The organism is Megamonas sp. (genome assembly GCF_986095205.1).
The window spans coordinates 54,961-71,297 of the sequence record NZ_CFQVBI010000045.1 but is presented as its reverse complement, the minus strand read 5'-3'; the positions used below and the strand labels follow the sequence as shown (position 1 = coordinate 71,297).

Sequence of the window (16,337 nt, the reverse complement as noted above, 5' to 3'; positions counted from 1 at the left end):
TATTTATGATATAATATACTAACTCTTGGGGATGTAATGGTTTCGACGGGGGTAGTTGGTGCATGGTAAGCGAGTCGGGAGGTCATCAACCCGTTAGTAAGGTGAAACTTTTATTTAAATATAAAAGCTAACAAAGAATACGCTTTAGCAGCTTAATGCTAACCTCTTTCTATTCTTTTCCCACGTGAATAGAAAAGAGGCCAACAGTGGGATACTTAAAAATCAATTCTCGGAGATTTTTAGGGAATTTTATCGAGATAGTAAAATTATAGCCTGTCTATAGGCGATGATTTTATAAAATTAAAATATAGACTGCACTCGGAGAAAGCTGTGAAACAATACTTTCGGACAGGAGTTCGATTCTCCTCATCTCCACCAAAATCAACAATAAATTTTTAACATAAAAAACCAGTATACTAAACAGTAATACTGGTTTTTATTTATTTTAAGGAGTATTTACTTTGATACAAATTCTTCAAGAACTCTCTATTTTATGTTTAAGCACTATTTTTATGTTATTTTTCTTATTAATTAATATTTATCATAAAGAAATTTATTTTACTATAGATAATACAACGCTATTTATCAAGGCTCATATCATGGCCAAACAACCTCTTAAATTTTTATATACTACAATTTGCAAAAGCTCTATCTTATTTCGTTTATTATCGCTCATTTTAATATGTGGTCTTTGTCTATGTCTATTTTTCTATCTCACTAAAAATTTTTCTCTTATTTTCTCTACAATATTAGTAATACCTCTATCTTTGTTTATTATTTACATCTTTTATTATTTGATCTCTTTACTTTCTATTATATTGATAAAAATCATCAATGTCGGTTCTTTTAGTCTAAATTTTATTTTTGCCTTAATCTACATAAATCTATGTTTAATCTATTTTGCTTACCCATTTAGCTCCAATTTTTTAATTCACAATATTGCTTTTTACTTATCTTTTATCAATCTAGTTCTTTGTTATTCACTTTTAGCTAATACATTAAAATTTATTTTGCAAAATATCTTAGCTTATACGAATATTTTTAATCACAGTAATTTATGGAAAGTAGCCTTGCTTATCATTTTTTATTTTCTCAGTACCTTAACATTATTTTGCTATATTGGCAGTATTTATTATGTTGATGCCTACTCTATAAATAATCCAAATATCTTTGATTTATTTTATTATGTAGTCATTACTTTTGGCACAATAGGTTATGGCGATATTTATCCTACTTGCTATTATACTAAAGCAATCGCTATTCTTATTGTATTTACAAGTATAAGCTGTATAAGTATTATGCTCAGTAGTTTTCTTTCTGTTTCCCATGAAAAAAATAAATAAACTTACATACCTAAACATAGATATAACTTCTTTTTTATTATTCATTTCTAACTGTAACTAAAAATACACCTATAAAAATCAATATACTTCCTATCCAGAAATTCAAAGTAATTTGTTCATCTAAAATTAACCAGCCTAAAAAAGTCCCTACTATAGGTTGAAAAAAGAAAAATAATCCACTAGCACCTGCTTCCATCAATAAAAGACCTTTATTCCAAAGCAAAAATGCTCCTGCTGTAGATACTGCCCCTAAATATACTACCGAACCAATCGCTACAGGATTTAAGATTTCATCCCATGGCAATAAATCTAATGTCGGTATATTAAGTGGTGCTAAACATACAATTCCTGTTATTACAGCATAAAAATTTATTAATAATGGCGGATATTTACTAGGTATCAATTTTAACATTACAGACATCAAAGCCCATGTCAATGCTGCTATGGTAGAAAAAAGTACACCTAATTGTTTATCAAAATCCATATTATCAACGCCAGCAATCATGATTACACCGACAGTGGCTAAAATAACAGATAATATTTTACGCAAAGTGATTTTTTCTTTTAAAAGCCATACAGCAAAAATCAACATAAATGCTGGTGTTGCTGAAGTAACAACTGAACCCATCTGTGCTGAAGAATACATTGTTCCATATTCTTGAGTAACAATAGAAATAGTATGTCCTATTATCCCTATACTGATTAATAATAATATATCTTTTTTATCTATTTTTAGATTAATGCCTTCATAGATTACAACCATTGATAATACCACAAAGGCTACTAAATAACGAAACCATACTAACGTTATTGGCGGTATTATATCCACTACTAATTTTACAGCTACAAACATACCACCCCAAATACTAGCTGCTATGGTTAAAAAAATTCCTCCCAATACCCTATTTGGCATTTTTAACTCCCTCTACTTCTATTTTTCTATGTAGCTATTTGCTTATGAAATTCATCATAAACAAATAGTTTTTTTATTTTTGTAAACGCTTGTTTATCATTGGCCAAATATCTTTAGTCTCAAAACCTTTTCTCCATGAAGCTACTCCTGCAAGTTTATATTTTTTGACTAAATCTACTTTTAAGCGCAAAGAATTTACATCTTCTTTCCATACACGATATATTTTTCCATCTTCATGATAAGCAAAATATATCTGACCTTCATTTTTTAGCCAAATAGGATATTTGTCTTTTTCTTTCATTAATTTATTGGCATCTTCCATATTTAAGGTTTTAGCCGATACATTACCTTCATAATCTTCTTCCCATAAGCGCATATACAAAGGAATTCCTAAGATGATTTTTTCTGAAGGGACTTGCTCTGTTAAATCTTTTACTCCATTTTCCACCCAATTTAATGATGCTACTGACCCTGCTGTTTTAGATAATCTACCATGCTCATCATATGCCATCAAAACAAGATAATCTACATATTCGCCCAATGCTTTTCTATCATAACATTTAGACCAATTTTCCATATCTGAAGCTACTGTTATATCCATAGAGATTATAACTTCATCTTGATGTAGTGCCTCAGTTACTTCTTTCATAAATTCAGTCAATTTATCTCTATCTTCATCATAGATATTTTCTAAATCAAAATTATAGCCTTCAATATTATAACGATGTGCATAAAATATTAATTGACGAATGATATAATCCTTTGCCTTTTTATCATTCAACCATTTATGTGTCATTTCGGCATTAAAATCATTATGAATTAATGGCCATATTTTATAACCTTTTTCTCTTGCATTTTTTAAATAATTTATATCTGTCTTATTTTGAATATGCCCTTGTTCACTATCAATTACAAACCACGATGGTGATACAACATTTACTCCTGGAATCTTATCAATTTTTGATAAATCATTTTCTTCATCAATAACTGGTTGCCATACTAAATTTATTTTTTCTGATGTTTCTTTAGATAAATTATCATTTTGACCTGCTAAACATATTGATATCATCATCATATATATTCCCAAAGTCATATAGATAATTTTTTTACATAAATGCAACTGCTCTTCCCTTCTCCTTATATCAATCATTATTTGCTATAAATTTTTTCTTTTAAAGCTATACCTGTAGGTGTAGTAGCTAAACCGCCAGTAGCTGTTTCGCGTATACTTTTTGGCATAGATTTGCCAATGCGATACATAGCATCAATTACTTCATCTACTGGTATCACTGATTTTACACCAGCAAGGGACATATCTGCTGCCAAAATCGCTACTGTCGTTGCAAATCCATTGCGTTTTACACAAGGAACTTCTACAAGCCCTGCCACAGGGTCGCAAGCTAAACCTAATAAATTTTTAATCGCTAAAGCTACTGCATTGCCAATCTGTTCTGGAGAGCCCCCTGCAAGATGAACTAACGCTCCCGCTGCCATGCCAGCTGCTGAACCGCATTCAGCCTGACAACCACCTTGAGCACCTGCAATCATAGCATTATTTTCAATCACCATGCCAATACCTGTCGCTGTAAATAATGCATTGCAAATCTGCTCATCATCATAATTATAATGATTTTGAGCAGCAATTAAAGCCCCTGGAACAATACCACAAGAACCAGCTGTTGGACAAGCAGCTATTTTCCCCATAGCAGCATTTGTTTCTGCTACAGCTACTGCATAAGAAGCTGCTTCTTTGACAAAATCGCCAGCAAAACTATCTTTAAAAGTGAATAATTTTTGAGCATCTCCGCCGACCATGCCACTGACAGATTTTTGCGTATTATTTATACTTTTTTCTGCTGACTCTTTCATTACTTGCCAAATAGTTTGCATATTTTCTTTAATATAAATCACAGATTTAAAACTATGTGTTGCTTCATATTCTACAACGATATCATCAATAGTTCGCTCTTGAGCATTTGCTATATCTATCAAATCTTGTATGCAAGAAAAATTTATCACAAAATCACCTCATTAAATAGCATCAATTCGCAATACTTTTTTTACACCAATGACTCTACTGCAAGCTTTTACTGCCTCATCAGAAATTGTATCATCAACTTCAATATTCATCAAAGCTTCTGCTCCTCTTTCGCTTCGAGAAACTTTCATATAGGCAATATTAATATTATAGCGTGCTAAAGCTGCAGTAACACCATTTACTACACCTGGCATATCTTGATGTACGATAATTATTGATGGATATTTCCCACTTAATTGTACTTCATAATTATTAACAGCAGAAATAATTATATTGCCTCCGCCAATGGATGCACCTGTAACTTCTATTTTTCTATCTGTTACACCTATCAATTCTATAATAGCTGTATTAGGATGTGCATCTTCTAAATCCACTTTAGAAAAATTAAATTCAATATTTTTCTCTTTGGCTATTTCTAAAGAATTACGTATTCTTTCATCATCTGGTTTAAAACCCATTATACCTGCAATCAAAGCTCTATCTGTACCATGACCTTTATATGTTTGCGCAAATGAACCATATAATTTTATATTTATAATTTTTACTTCTTCACCTAAGATAGCTCTAGCCATCAATCCCAATCTCACAGCACCTGCTGTATGTGAACTTGATGGCCCTATCATTATTGGTCCAATAATATCAAATGCACTTCGCATTATTTTTCCTCCTTAATATTAAAATTTAAATTTTTTATCTTCATCTCCCAATGGTTTATCTTTATCAGGATTATTTTTTAAACTAGGTATGATATTTTTTACATCTTCTTTTGCTTTATTAAAAATATCTTTATATTTATCAGCATATTCGCTAATATCCGGCATGTCATCTTTTATCCATGCATTAGCAGCCTTACCTACAGCATAAGTTATAGCCATGCCAATTGGAATTTGTAATGGTGGAAATGGTATCAAAGTCGCTAAACTTTGACCTACAAATGTACCACCTAAAGCTCCTACAAAAGCACAGCTAGCCGTTTCATCGAATTTTTTATCATATACATTTGCTATGCGTTTTATCAGATAGATTTCATTAGCAGCTAGAGCAATTTGACCGAGTATAGGTGCTACGACAATTACGCCAGCTCTAGCAGCAGCCCAGCGACATAAAGATTCTACTTCTTGCTCTATTTCCTCTTCCGATTTTATTACCTTCATCAAATCTTCATTCATCAAAAACACTCTCCTTTTATAAAATTTATATCCTAGACTATATATTTTCTCTTTATATAATTAGCTCTTTTTCTCGTCAATCCTCTTATTTCTAATTAAAACAGAAAATAAGAAAAAGCTCAACTATCTACCATTATTTTAGATAATTGAGCCTTTATTTTATCAAAATAATTAATCTATACTAAGTGGCAATACATAACAATAAATTGTAATAAAATGAGCTGCACTGCCTAAAATCACAAAAACATGCCAAATAACATGATTATATGGTATTTTACGCACTAAATAAAAAATTGCTCCAATACTATATAAAACACCACCAGCTACAAGCCACCAAATAGCTTCTACAGACAAAGTATCAAGTAGGGGATTTACGATGGTAACAGCAAGCCAACCCATGACTAAATAACAAATAGTACCAATGACGCGGAAACGATTATAAAAGAAAATTTGAAATACTATTCCCGCTAAAGCCAATCCCCAAACTACGCCAAATACAGCCCAGCCTAAAGTACCATATAGAGCAATCAGAGCAAATGGCGTATAATTGCCTGCAATTAGTAAATATATTGCCGAATGGTCTATACATTTAAACACAGATTGCACTTTTTGACTGCAAAAACTAAAACTATGATACAGTGTCGAAGCTAAATATAATAATATCATGGAAACACCATATACTATGATACTTGTTAAATGCAAAATTCCTTTATCATAGCCATAATACAACATTGCAACCAAACCAATAACTGCTAGTAGCGTTCCCACTCCATGGGTAATCGCATTTAAAATTTCTTCTATTTTTTTTGTGGACTTATATACATATTCTGTACTCATTTTATCGCCTTCTTTCCTACAAGCTTTAAATCTTTTTAACATCAACATTATATCACAATAAAAAATTATTAATAGATAGTATTTACATATTAATTTAATAGGTTTTAATTCTAAAATATAAAATACTACACTTATCAACTCTCATGATATTTTTCTTATTTCAAAGCATATTATAAGAATTTATTATCTATTTTTATCAATTAAAAGTTTTTATAAATATATATCCAAATTAAATATTAACCTATTTATAAACTATGATTTTCAAGCCAATCTGACCATAAAACTTGGAAATTATTCTGATGATTTTCCTGCACATATTGATAGAAAACTTCTATCATTTTTGCTTTTTGATTATAATAAGGCGCCTTCCAATTACTGCTAGCGGAAATATCTTCTGTATATGCCACATAATTTCCACCTAATAATAATTGACGATATAATATATCTTTTAATGGCACTTGTGGATTTTTCATCATATCATACATTGCTAAAAATGTTGTTGTTCTTCCTTTACCAGCTTCGCAATGAAAATGTAGCCATGCCTCTTTAGGCAAAGATTTATACAGTTTGATAAATTCATCTATATTTTCAGGACTTGGCCAAACGTGGTCAGTTGCTGTCATTCTCACATAATGTAAATTATTTTTCTTCACTAAATTTTTTTCAGTTGTTACTATTTTTATCAAAGAAGTATCTACTTCATCAGCATTTTTATCGTCATCTAAAGTGGCTCTTTTTGTGTTTTTATTTAGATTAGCTTTCAATAAATTCATTTCCTGACGAATAATTTCTTTTCTTGATTTCCCTATATTCGCCCAATCGCGTTTACCATACCAGCTAACAGCATCATTATTAAAAAATCCATGATTTTCTTGTCTTAAATCCACTATATAAATATCTTTAGCACCATTTTCCTGCAAAGCTTTAGTTAAAGCCGAAAATTGATTTAACGAAAATTGCGCACTACCTGAAGCTTGTAATTCATCTAAACCTTCTCTTGTAGGCACATAATTAACATCAATTCCATATTTATCACTTACCTTTTTGAACTTATCCTTTGATGTACGAAAATTTCTAGGCAAATTATCATCATCTTTAGCATCTATGCGCCAAAGATAACCTTTATACTCTGCTGTATCTTTTATGTTTTCTACATCAATTGCTAAATTAGATTTTATTTCCATAGCTTGTGCATTTGCCAAAGAAGGTACTGTCATAAATTGCATAATACAAATTGAACTCAATAATAAACTTAAATATTTCAGTTTCATTTTTATCACCTCATATTTAAGTTTAATCATATATATTTTAAAAAACAATAAAAAACTCATAATAAATAGTTTTTATATGAAAATATTTATTATGAGTTTTACTTTTTATTTTAATTCATTTTTAACAATATAGATAATCCATTCAGCTACATTTGTAGAATGGTCAGCTATACGTTCTACATATTTACCAATCATCAAATAATTGAGATATGCCTCTACATTTTGTGGATTTTCTTTAATCAATCCAGCTATATCTTCACGAAATCTTTTAAAGTAATTATCTACTACATTATCTGTTTCAATAATTTTTTTAGCTAAATCAACATCAGAATCTCTGAAACATTTTACGCTATCAAAAACCATTTCACGCATAACATTTACCATATCACCAAAATAATCTGGCAATGTTACAGTTTCTTCTTTTGCTAAGCTCATAGTGTATTTAGAGATATCTGCACAATGGTCAGCCATACGTTCAATATCACCAATCATTTTCATGATGGAAGCAATTTCACGCCAGTCTGTAGCTACAGGTGCTTGAGTCAATACTAAACGCAAGCATTTTTCATTGATATCATGTTCAGCTTTATTAAACCATACATCATTTTTTATGATTTTTTTTGCTAAAATCTCATTTTTTTCTACTAAATTGTTTATAACTTCATCTAAAGTTTCTTGAAGCTGAGCTCCTACTAATTCTACATCTCTAATTAAACAATCTAATTCATTTATATATTTTATTCTATTAGCCATTTTTATCTCCTTTAAATAAACGCACTATACAAATCAACCAAATCTACCAGTAATATATTCTTCTGTTTTTGGATTTTTAGGATTTGCAAATAACTCTGTAGTTTCTCCGTATTCGATTAACTCACCTAATAAGAAGAATGCTGTTTTATCAGATATACGGCTTGCTTGTTGCATATTATGTGTAACGATTACAATTGTATAATCCTTTTTCAATTCAAGTGCTAAGTCTTCAATTTTCATTGTAGAAATCGGGTCAAGAGCAGAAGTAGGTTCGTCCATCAAGATAACATCTGGCTGAACTGCTAAAGTTCTTGCAATACATAAACGCTGTTGTTGACCACCAGATAAACCAAGTGCAGATTTATTTAAGCGGTCTTTTAATTCGTCCCAAATAGCAGCTTGACGAAGACTTCTTTCTACGATTTCATCTAATTGGCTTTTTTTGCGAATACCATGAATTCTTGGTCCATAAGCTACATTATCATAGATGCTTTTTGGGAATGGATTTGGCTGTTGGAATACCATACCTACACGATGACGAAGTGTAATAGAATCCATTTCTTTATAGATATCTACACCATCTAAATGAATTCTGCCTGTTACTTTTACACCATCTTCTAAATCGTTCATGCGATTTAAAGTTTTTAAGAATGTAGATTTACCACAACCAGATGGCCCAATAAGAGCAGTAATTTCATTTTTCTTGATTTCCATATCAATGCCTTTTAAGGCTTTAAAATTACCATAGAATAATTCCAAATTATCAACATTAAATTTTATATCAGCGTTATTAGCCACGTTTATTTTCCTCCATTTTTCTTATCAAGATAACTACTTAAAAAACGAGCACCTATACTAAATGAAAATACCATTATCATCAAAATTGCTGAGGATAAATTTGCAATATCTGCAGCATTAGGAGCTAAAGCTTCTGTTCTTGATGCCCAGATATTAAGCGCTAAAGTTTCCCCTGGTCTAAATGGATTGAGCGGACATGTTGGAGAAAAAATATTCCAATTTGACCAAACGATATCTGTACTCATACCAGCAGTATATAAAAGTGCAGCAGCTTCACCAAAGCCACGACCAGCAGCTAAGATTACACCTGTCATAATGCGAGGCATACAAGCAGGAAGCATTACATAACGGATAGTCTGCCAAAGTGTAGCACCCATACCCATACTACCTTTTTTATACCCAGGAGGTAATGAGCGGAAAGCATCTTCTGTTACTGTTGTAATCAAAGGTAAACTCAAAATAGATACAGCCAAAGCACCTGCAAATAAATTCCATTGAGAACCTGTCATTACAATAAATACTAAATAACCAAATAAACCTACAACGATAGATGGCAATGAGGATAATGTTTCAATACAAATTCTTAAAAATTTTGTAGTCTTTCCTGGTTTTGCATATTCAGCCATATAAATACCAGCTGCAATCCCAAGAGGAACACTTACAAGCAAAGATAAAAATACTAAATAAATAGTGTTAAAAAATAGATTACCTATACCATTTCTAGTAAAGGAAAACATATTCGGAGTAAAATTTGCAAAGCCTTTAATAATTACATATAAAGTAAAAGCCAACAATAATAATAAGAAAAAACCAGCGACAACATAAAAGAAGCCAGTCATAAATTTATCCATAAATTTGGCTCTTTGAATTACAGTCATGCCTTATGGCCTCCTTTAGCTGAAATATAATGAATAATAAAGATAAATACTAAGGAAATGATGAATAACAATAAAGCCATAGACCATAAAGCTATATTGTATTCACTGCCTTCCATCGCCCCACCCATATCAGAAGCAATCGCTGCTGTTAAGTTTGTAGTTGGGGATAAAAGACTTTCTGGAAAAGCTTTCATCTTACCGATAACCATTGCTACTGCCAAAGCTTCACCGAATGCACGAGCAAGACCTAAAACAATAGCAGTCATCAAACCGGATTTAGAAGCAGGTATTACAACTTGACTGATTGTCTGCCAACGAGTAGCACCTAACCCATAAGATGCTTGACGGAAAGATTTTGGAATACTTCTAATCGCATCAGCAGATAAGCTAGTAATTGTTGGATAAATCATTACTGCTAAAACAATACCTGCTGCTAATACAGAAAAACCAAATTTTAAATCAAATAAATCTTTGATAAATGGAACTAAAATTGTAAGACCAATCCAACCATATACAACAGAAGGAATACCTACGAAAATTTCTACAGCTGGTTGAAGAATTTTTCTACCAATCCCTGGAGAAATTTCTGTCATGAAAATCGCACTTGCAATACTAAATGGTGTTGAAATCAAAAGTGCTAAAGCACAAGTGATAATTGAACCAAAAATGAATATTGCTGCACCGACTTTACCGCCACCTTGAGCATTATCGGCTGGTGCCCATTGTGAAGAAAATAAAAATTCACCCACGCTATGACCATATGTAGTGAATGTACCTACACCTTTGTAGCATAAAAATGCCCCAATGGCTAAGGTTATAATTATCATTAATAAACCGCAAGCTGTGATAATCCCTCGCCAAATATTATTTTGACGATATACAGCTGTATGTGATGATTCCATTTTGACACTCCTTTGATAAAAATTAGCATTTATTTTGGCAAAAAAAATGGGCGAAAATTCATTCGCCCAATTTTCTATTCTAATTATCTCTGAACTTGCATTTTGCTAGTTACACCGTAACCTTGAGCTTCCATGGATTTACCATATTCATCAGACATAATGAAATCTAAATATGCTTTTACAGTAGCATTAGGTTCGCCTTTAGTATACATATGTTCATAACCCCATACAGGATAAGTACCATTGTATGTGTTTTCTAAAGTAGGAGCTACACCATCAACAGAAACAGTTGCAACATCTTGATTGTTTACAAGATAAGATAATGCTACATAACCAATTGCACCTTTATTATCTTTAATGCTCTGAAGTAAAGTACCAGAGTCATCTGTTTCTAAGGATTTATTAGAAGCTTCTTCTGCTCCGCCTAAAGCAAATTCTTTAAATAATGCACGAGTACCAGATGTAGAAGGACGAGTGATTAATACGATTTCTTCATCAGGACCGCCAACTTCTTTCCAGTTTGTGATTTTAGCAGTGAAAATATCTGTTAATTGTTGTTTTGTTAAAGATTTTACAGTTGCTGCAATATCTTTATTTACTACTGGAGCCATTGTTACAACGCAAACTTTATGATCAACTAAACCATCAGCTACAGCTTTATCAAGTTTTGTATCAGCAGCTACATCAGAGTTACCGATATCTACAGAACCATCAGCAACTTGTTTAAGACCTGTACCAGATCCGCCACCATTTAATGTGATAGAAACTTCTGGATGTAATTCTTTAAATTTATCAGCAGCGTCTTTAGCTAAAGGTAATAACGCAGAAGAACCTGATCCTGTAATACTACCAGAAAGACTGCTAGAAGATGCAGCTTTATCATTAGAAGCAGTATCACTACCACAACCTAAAATACTAAGAGACATCATTGCGACAACGCCAAGAGATGCTAATTTTTTCCAATTCATAATACTTTAATCCTCCTAAAAATACCTTGCAATTAATTTGTTGTACTTAGTATACTCACTCAATGTAAAGTTACAATGACTTTTCTGTAAAATTTAAAATAAATATGACAGAATTAATTTATAATTCTCTTACAATGTGAAGAAAATGTAAAATTTTTTACAAATAGATTTTAAATTTAACAAAGATAAATAAAATATTTTCCAGTTTTTGACAAATCCTTGACAATTGACTTTTTGACTAATATACTTAAAATATGAATGTATTTTAGTTTTAACAATATAAGGAGAAAAATTATGCGTTGCACAAAATGTAATCACGAATTAGATGAACATGGTATCTGTCCGAATTGCTATCATATCCACGATGTGCAAACTATGAGTAATCGAGAAATCAATAATTTTGATGGTATTACAATTGAAGACGAAAATAATTATCGCAAAGAAACAACTCAAGAAAATCAGCAACAATATCAACAATCTTATAATAATAGATATTATCGTTCACCACGTTCTAGTGGCATAAAAGTCCGTTATATTAATCTTGGAGGAAAATCCTCTTCTAGCTGGCTCACTCGAGGTTTAATGGCTATCGGCGGTATTGCTATCATTGGCTTTTTCTTTTTTGTCGCACTACCTGCACTTTTAACCTTACTTGGCGTCGGAGTCGTAGCTTGGCTTATCTTTCATTTCTTTAAACGTTAAAAAAACGCTTATATTACTACAAATAATTAGTAATATAAGCGTTTTTTTTTATAAAAATTTCTCCATTATATAGTTTTTAAATAAAATATTTTATTTTTCAACATATTGCTCTTTATTTACGATATAACCTCTATCTAGAAAAAATTTTTTAGCAGTTATAGATACATGACTATACAAAGATATTTGACCTTGTTTTTTAGCATAATTTTCTATTTTATCCATTAATCTAGTCGCTATTTTTTGTCGCTGATAATCTTTTGCTACATATAATCTATTTACATAATTTTCATCTAAATCAACAAAGCCCACTATCTTTTCTTTATCTATAGCCACCAATGTATAATGGCTTAACAAACTCAAATGCCAACTTTTTTCATCAATATTTTCAGGTGCCCATATTTTTACCTGCTCTTGTGTATAATCTTTACTATTCACACTATGCACAGTTTCTCTAAATAAAAAAATAATACTTTTTAAATCACTCTTTTGATAATTTCTTATATACATAATCGCCTCAAAATCATTGCCAATTATCATAATCTTTGTCTAAGAAAATTCGCTTTCGCTCTTGATTATAATATGGATTTATAATACTTCGCGTTTCCTGAAATTCTGGTGTTTTTATCCCTGTAATATCTAAAATAGTATGAATTAAATCATCTGTCATATATTTTTTATCTACAGAAGCTCTAATCTGTGCATCTACTAGAGGATATTTCTGCTTAAATTTCTCTGTAGTATAAATAACAAATGGTATTTCTAACATAGATTTAGTAGGATTATCATCACTATGACCATTGAAATTTTTCAAATCATAAACTTCTTCACCATGGTCTGGCATATAGATAACTATAGCATCTTTATCCTTAAAAGCTTCCATAACTTGAGTTACAATCGTATCATTATATAAAATAGCATTATCATACTGTGCTCTTTTCGTTTTTGCTTCCTGCGTTTTTATTATTCCCTTTGTTTCATCTACATCAGAAAACTTAGCAAAATCTGGCGTATATCTATTTTCATATTCACCATGACAACCCATTAGATGCAATACATAAAAATTCTTATCACTATCATTATTCATAGCTTCATATAATAAAGGCAATAACTCACCATCAGCACGATAAGATTTCTCATATGATTGTCTAATTCCTGTAAATTTCTTATAATCACAACGATTAGCATAAGCCAGTGCCACGTTTGCCCATTGACCTGAAGTCTCTTGATTAGAAAGCCAATATGTTTTATAACCTGCTTTTTTCATGATATCAAATAAATTATTACATTCATACCATTTATTTGTGGCTTCATAATTGTGAAAAGTAAATACTTCACGAAGTGAACCAATAGTATAAGCATGGGGACTGATTACATCTTTAAAAACATAGAGCTCATTATTTTTAGCCATCTTCTCCATCTTTGGCGTTGTTTCTAATGGATAACCATATAAACTCATATGACCTTTTGATGTTGACTCACCTAAAATAAATACAATATTTGGTATATCTCTGCCCTTATCCACTATCTGCACATTATTTTGCATATTTGTATAAATTTCACGAAAAGCTATCGCATCCTCTACAGCTTGCTCTACAGGTGCTATAAGCCTTGTAAAAGTCAAACATTCTGTGAGATTTTTCCCAGGTATGATTACATAAAATAAACTATATAAACAAAAATAAGGTAAAAATAAAATAACTAATTTATTATTTAAGTTTACTTTTCTACTTATATAATTTAATAAATAAATGATTAAAGCTAAAGCAAATATAAAAATCAAATAGCTCCAGGAAAAATACATAGTGATAAATTCTATCGTTTCATGAAGATTTGTACCAATGATTACACTTATTATCCCTGCTGTAGTAAAAGTATAATATTTACCAATTATAAATAATTCCATCAAAGATAAAATCATGCTTATACTTAAAATAAAATACTTCAAGCATTTTTTCAATTTACCATGTAGAAAATTTATAATTAATCCCATGAAAATAATCACGCTAAAAGGCTTAAATAAACCACCTATGGCATTTTCATATTGATTATATAAACAAAACAAATATAAATATGGCATAAAATTGAATATCATCATTAAACTAATAAAGAAAAACTCTTGTTCTATGACTTTAAATATTTTTTGCCAACATAAATCTATTATTTTTGCAGGGTTTAATATTATATTTTTTAAACCATTATATATTTTTTTCAAATTTAATTTAAATTTATCTATTAAAATCAATTATAACGTCCTCTTATAAAAATCAAAAAATCCTTAGTATACTGTTTTATTATACTAAGGATTTTAGATTTTGCTATATATTTTTTAGTTTTTTATTATTTATTATTAAGAAATTCTGCTACTTTTTTCATTGCAACTTCTGCAGCATCAATAGTTTTTACAATATCATCATCACTATGAGCGCCAGACATAAACAATGTTTCAAATTGAGATGGAGCAAGATATATTCCCTGTTCAAGCATAGACATGAACCATACGCCAAAAGCTTCTTGATCAGAGCTTTCAGATGTAGCATAGTCATATACATCATTTTCATTGAAGAATACACCAAACATTGAACCTGCTTGATGAAGTTGTACTTTTACACCTGCATCTTTAGCTGCTTTGGCAAAACCTTGTAAAACATGTTTTGTTTTAATAGATAATTCACGTGTATAATCAGCTTTACCCCATGCTGGGTCAGCAGAAATTATATCAAGTGTAGCAATACCAGCAGTCATAGCAAGTGGATTTCCACTCAATGTACCAGCCTGATAAACTGGGCCTTTTGGTGATACACAATCCATGATTTCACGTTTACCACCATAAGCTGCTACAGGAAGACCGCCACCTATAATTTTACCTAAGCAAGTCAAATCAGGTCTAATTCCATAAGCTGCTTGAGCACCATTTAACGCTACTCTAAAGCCACACATTACTTCATCAAAGATGAGTACAGTGCCATGTTTTTCTGTTTCTTTGCGAAGTGTAGATAAAAAGCCTTGTTTTGGAAGTACAAGACCCATATTACCTGCAACTGGTTCAACGATTACAGCTGCAATTTCATCGCCTTGTTCATTCATCAAATTAACAAAAGCTTCGATATCATTATATGGAACTGTAATTGTATCTTTAGCTGTCCCTTTTGTTACCCCTGGGCTATCTGGTTGACCAAAAGTAGCTGCACCAGAACCAGCTTTTACAAGTAAGCTATCAGCATGACCATGATAACAACCGATGAATTTTACAATTTTATCACGACCAGTATAACCACGAGCCACACGAAGAGCGCTCATTGTAGCTTCTGTACCTGAATTTACCATGCGAATTTTTTCAATAGAAGGCATTAATTCTATTACTTTTTTAGCAAGTTGTGTTTCTAATAATGTAGGTGCACCGTAACTTGTACCACGAGTTGTTGCTTCTTGAATTGCTTTCACTACATTTGGATGAGCATGACCAACTATCATTGGACCCCAAGAACCTACATAATCAATATATTCATTACCATCAATATCATAAATTTTACTGCCACTAGCCTTAGCTATAAAAGGTGGATCACATTTCACTCTAGCAAAAGAGCGTACAGGACTATTTACCCCACCTGGCATAACTTCTTTAGCCTGCGCAAAAGCTTGAGAAGATTTTTCTAAATTAAGCATATATTCATCTCCAATACTTATAAAAATTTTATCAAATATAAGCTATTACTAAGCAAATATTATATCATAAAAGCTATAAACTCGCTTTACTTTCTTATCTAT

17 protein-coding genes and 1 other RNA gene are annotated in these 16,337 nt (G+C 31.2%); 3 read left to right on the top strand and 15 right to left on the bottom strand.

Annotation, left to right across the window (positions count from 1 at the left end; genetic code table 11):
- The first annotated feature begins 27 nt into the window (after nucleotides 1-27).
- Nucleotides 28-378: a transfer-messenger RNA gene (gene ssrA / locus AC5LAX_RS06490) on the top strand.
- A gap of 134 nt (nucleotides 379-512) precedes the next feature.
- A complete protein-coding gene (locus tag AC5LAX_RS06485; RefSeq protein WP_369127846.1) occupies nucleotides 513-1,343 on the top strand; it encodes an ion channel in 831 nt (276 codons plus the stop codon).
- A gap of 37 nt (nucleotides 1,344-1,380) precedes the next feature.
- Here the strand turns inward: AC5LAX_RS06485 and AC5LAX_RS06480 are convergent, their stop codons facing one another.
- The 12 genes from AC5LAX_RS06480 to AC5LAX_RS06425 all read right to left on the bottom strand — a co-directional run bounded on the left by AC5LAX_RS06480 (nucleotide 1,381) and on the right by AC5LAX_RS06425 (nucleotide 11,870).
- A complete protein-coding gene (locus AC5LAX_RS06480; RefSeq protein WP_266286682.1) occupies nucleotides 1,381-2,256 on the bottom strand; it encodes a DMT family transporter in 876 nt (291 codons plus the stop codon).
- Between the two features lie 73 nt (nucleotides 2,257-2,329).
- Entirely contained in the window at nucleotides 2,330-3,376 is a 1,047-nt protein-coding gene (locus tag AC5LAX_RS06475; protein WP_288909440.1) for a glycosyl hydrolase family 18 protein, read from the bottom strand.
- 29 nt (nucleotides 3,377-3,405) lie between these two features.
- Nucleotides 3,406-4,275: an L-serine ammonia-lyase, iron-sulfur-dependent, subunit alpha gene (gene sdaAA, locus AC5LAX_RS06470; protein ID WP_115152112.1), complete on the bottom strand. Its 870-nt coding sequence runs from the start codon at nucleotides 4,273-4,275 to the stop codon at nucleotides 3,406-3,408.
- A 12-nt stretch (nucleotides 4,276-4,287) separates the two neighbouring features.
- Nucleotides 4,288-4,950 carry an L-serine ammonia-lyase, iron-sulfur-dependent subunit beta gene (sdaAB, locus tag AC5LAX_RS06465; RefSeq protein WP_008539714.1) on the bottom strand — a complete coding sequence of 221 codons (663 nt, stop codon included), beginning with the start codon at nucleotides 4,948-4,950 and terminating at the stop codon, nucleotides 4,288-4,290.
- Nucleotides 4,951-4,968: 18 nt separating this feature from the next.
- Entirely contained in the window at nucleotides 4,969-5,463 is a 495-nt protein-coding gene (locus tag AC5LAX_RS06460) for a hypothetical protein (RefSeq protein ID WP_288909454.1), read from the bottom strand.
- A gap of 171 nt (nucleotides 5,464-5,634) precedes the next feature.
- Nucleotides 5,635-6,300, bottom strand: a complete 666-nt coding sequence (gene trhA / locus AC5LAX_RS06455) for a PAQR family membrane homeostasis protein TrhA (RefSeq protein ID WP_118035448.1) — start codon at nucleotides 6,298-6,300, stop codon at nucleotides 5,635-5,637.
- A 245-nt stretch (nucleotides 6,301-6,545) separates the two neighbouring features.
- The gene (locus tag AC5LAX_RS06450) at nucleotides 6,546-7,571 is read right to left on the bottom strand and encodes a phosphatase domain-containing putative toxin (protein ID WP_288909439.1); all 1,026 of its coding nucleotides are present in this window, start codon (nucleotides 7,569-7,571) and stop codon (nucleotides 6,546-6,548) included.
- Between the two features lie 105 nt (nucleotides 7,572-7,676).
- The gene (gene phoU / locus AC5LAX_RS06445) at nucleotides 7,677-8,324 is read right to left on the bottom strand and encodes a phosphate signaling complex protein PhoU (RefSeq protein ID WP_018998760.1); all 648 of its coding nucleotides are present in this window, start codon (nucleotides 8,322-8,324) and stop codon (nucleotides 7,677-7,679) included.
- Between the two features lie 33 nt (nucleotides 8,325-8,357).
- Entirely contained in the window at nucleotides 8,358-9,122 is a 765-nt protein-coding gene (gene pstB / locus AC5LAX_RS06440) for a phosphate ABC transporter ATP-binding protein PstB (RefSeq protein WP_008539709.1), read from the bottom strand.
- A 2-nt stretch (nucleotides 9,123-9,124) separates the two neighbouring features.
- Nucleotides 9,125-10,000, bottom strand: a complete 876-nt coding sequence (gene pstA, locus AC5LAX_RS06435; protein ID WP_117976335.1) for a phosphate ABC transporter permease PstA — start codon at nucleotides 9,998-10,000, stop codon at nucleotides 9,125-9,127.
- Entirely contained in the window at nucleotides 9,997-10,902 is a 906-nt protein-coding gene (gene pstC / locus AC5LAX_RS06430) for a phosphate ABC transporter permease subunit PstC (RefSeq protein WP_015561655.1), read from the bottom strand. Before pstC ends, pstA begins: the two co-directional genes overlap by 4 nt.
- 83 nt (nucleotides 10,903-10,985) lie before the next feature.
- Nucleotides 10,986-11,870, bottom strand: a complete 885-nt coding sequence (locus tag AC5LAX_RS06425) for a phosphate ABC transporter substrate-binding protein (protein ID WP_008539703.1) — start codon at nucleotides 11,868-11,870, stop codon at nucleotides 10,986-10,988.
- A gap of 294 nt (nucleotides 11,871-12,164) precedes the next feature.
- Here AC5LAX_RS06425 and AC5LAX_RS06420 point away from each other — a divergent pair, with 294 nt between their 5' ends.
- The gene (locus tag AC5LAX_RS06420; protein ID WP_008539702.1) at nucleotides 12,165-12,572 is read left to right on the top strand and encodes a hypothetical protein; all 408 of its coding nucleotides are present in this window, start codon (nucleotides 12,165-12,167) and stop codon (nucleotides 12,570-12,572) included.
- A gap of 90 nt (nucleotides 12,573-12,662) precedes the next feature.
- On the opposite strand, the gene AC5LAX_RS06415 is transcribed toward AC5LAX_RS06420, so the two are convergent.
- From AC5LAX_RS06415 to hemL, 3 genes are all read right to left on the bottom strand, one after another.
- Nucleotides 12,663-13,079 (bottom strand): GNAT family N-acetyltransferase, encoded by a 417-nt coding sequence (locus AC5LAX_RS06415; RefSeq protein WP_288909438.1) that lies wholly within the window; start codon nucleotides 13,077-13,079, stop codon nucleotides 12,663-12,665.
- A gap of 13 nt (nucleotides 13,080-13,092) precedes the next feature.
- On the bottom strand, nucleotides 13,093-14,814 hold the full coding sequence (locus AC5LAX_RS06410; protein WP_167625057.1) for a phosphoethanolamine transferase: 1,722 nt from the start codon (nucleotides 14,812-14,814) through the stop codon (nucleotides 13,093-13,095).
- Nucleotides 14,815-14,909: 95 nt separating this feature from the next.
- Nucleotides 14,910-16,235, bottom strand: coding sequence for a glutamate-1-semialdehyde 2,1-aminomutase (hemL, locus tag AC5LAX_RS06405; protein WP_008539699.1), 1,326 nt, complete (start codon nucleotides 16,233-16,235; stop codon nucleotides 14,910-14,912).
- Nucleotides 16,236-16,337: the final 102 nt, after the last annotated feature.

What these genes read in the sequence shown, in the direction of transcription:
- AC5LAX_RS06485 (WP_369127846.1), top strand. Translation starts at nt 513, where the DNA reads ATGTTATTTTTCTTATTAATTAATATTTATCATAAAGAAATTTATTTT.
- AC5LAX_RS06480 (WP_266286682.1), bottom strand. Translation starts at nt 2,256, where the DNA reads ATGCCAAATAGGGTATTGGGAGGAATTTTTTTAACCATAGCAGCTAGT.
- sdaAB (WP_008539714.1), bottom strand. Translation starts at nt 4,950, where the DNA reads ATGCGAAGTGCATTTGATATTATTGGACCAATAATGATAGGGCCATCA.
- AC5LAX_RS06460 (WP_288909454.1), bottom strand. Translation starts at nt 5,463, where the DNA reads ATGAATGAAGATTTGATGAAGGTAATAAAATCGGAAGAGGAAATAGAG.
- trhA (WP_118035448.1), bottom strand. Translation starts at nt 6,300, where the DNA reads ATGAGTACAGAATATGTATATAAGTCCACAAAAAAAATAGAAGAAATT.
- AC5LAX_RS06450 (WP_288909439.1), bottom strand. Translation starts at nt 7,571, where the DNA reads ATGAAACTGAAATATTTAAGTTTATTATTGAGTTCAATTTGTATTATG.
- phoU (WP_018998760.1), bottom strand. Translation starts at nt 8,324, where the DNA reads ATGGCTAATAGAATAAAATATATAAATGAATTAGATTGTTTAATTAGA.
- pstA (WP_117976335.1), bottom strand. Translation starts at nt 10,000, where the DNA reads ATGACTGTAATTCAAAGAGCCAAATTTATGGATAAATTTATGACTGGC.
- pstC (WP_015561655.1), bottom strand. Translation starts at nt 10,902, where the DNA reads ATGGAATCATCACATACAGCTGTATATCGTCAAAATAATATTTGGCGA.
- AC5LAX_RS06425 (WP_008539703.1), bottom strand. Translation starts at nt 11,870, where the DNA reads ATGAATTGGAAAAAATTAGCATCTCTTGGCGTTGTCGCAATGATGTCT.
- AC5LAX_RS06420 (WP_008539702.1), top strand. Translation starts at nt 12,165, where the DNA reads ATGCGTTGCACAAAATGTAATCACGAATTAGATGAACATGGTATCTGT.
- AC5LAX_RS06415 (WP_288909438.1), bottom strand. Translation starts at nt 13,079, where the DNA reads ATGTATATAAGAAATTATCAAAAGAGTGATTTAAAAAGTATTATTTTT.
- hemL (WP_008539699.1), bottom strand. Translation starts at nt 16,235, where the DNA reads ATGCTTAATTTAGAAAAATCTTCTCAAGCTTTTGCGCAGGCTAAAGAA.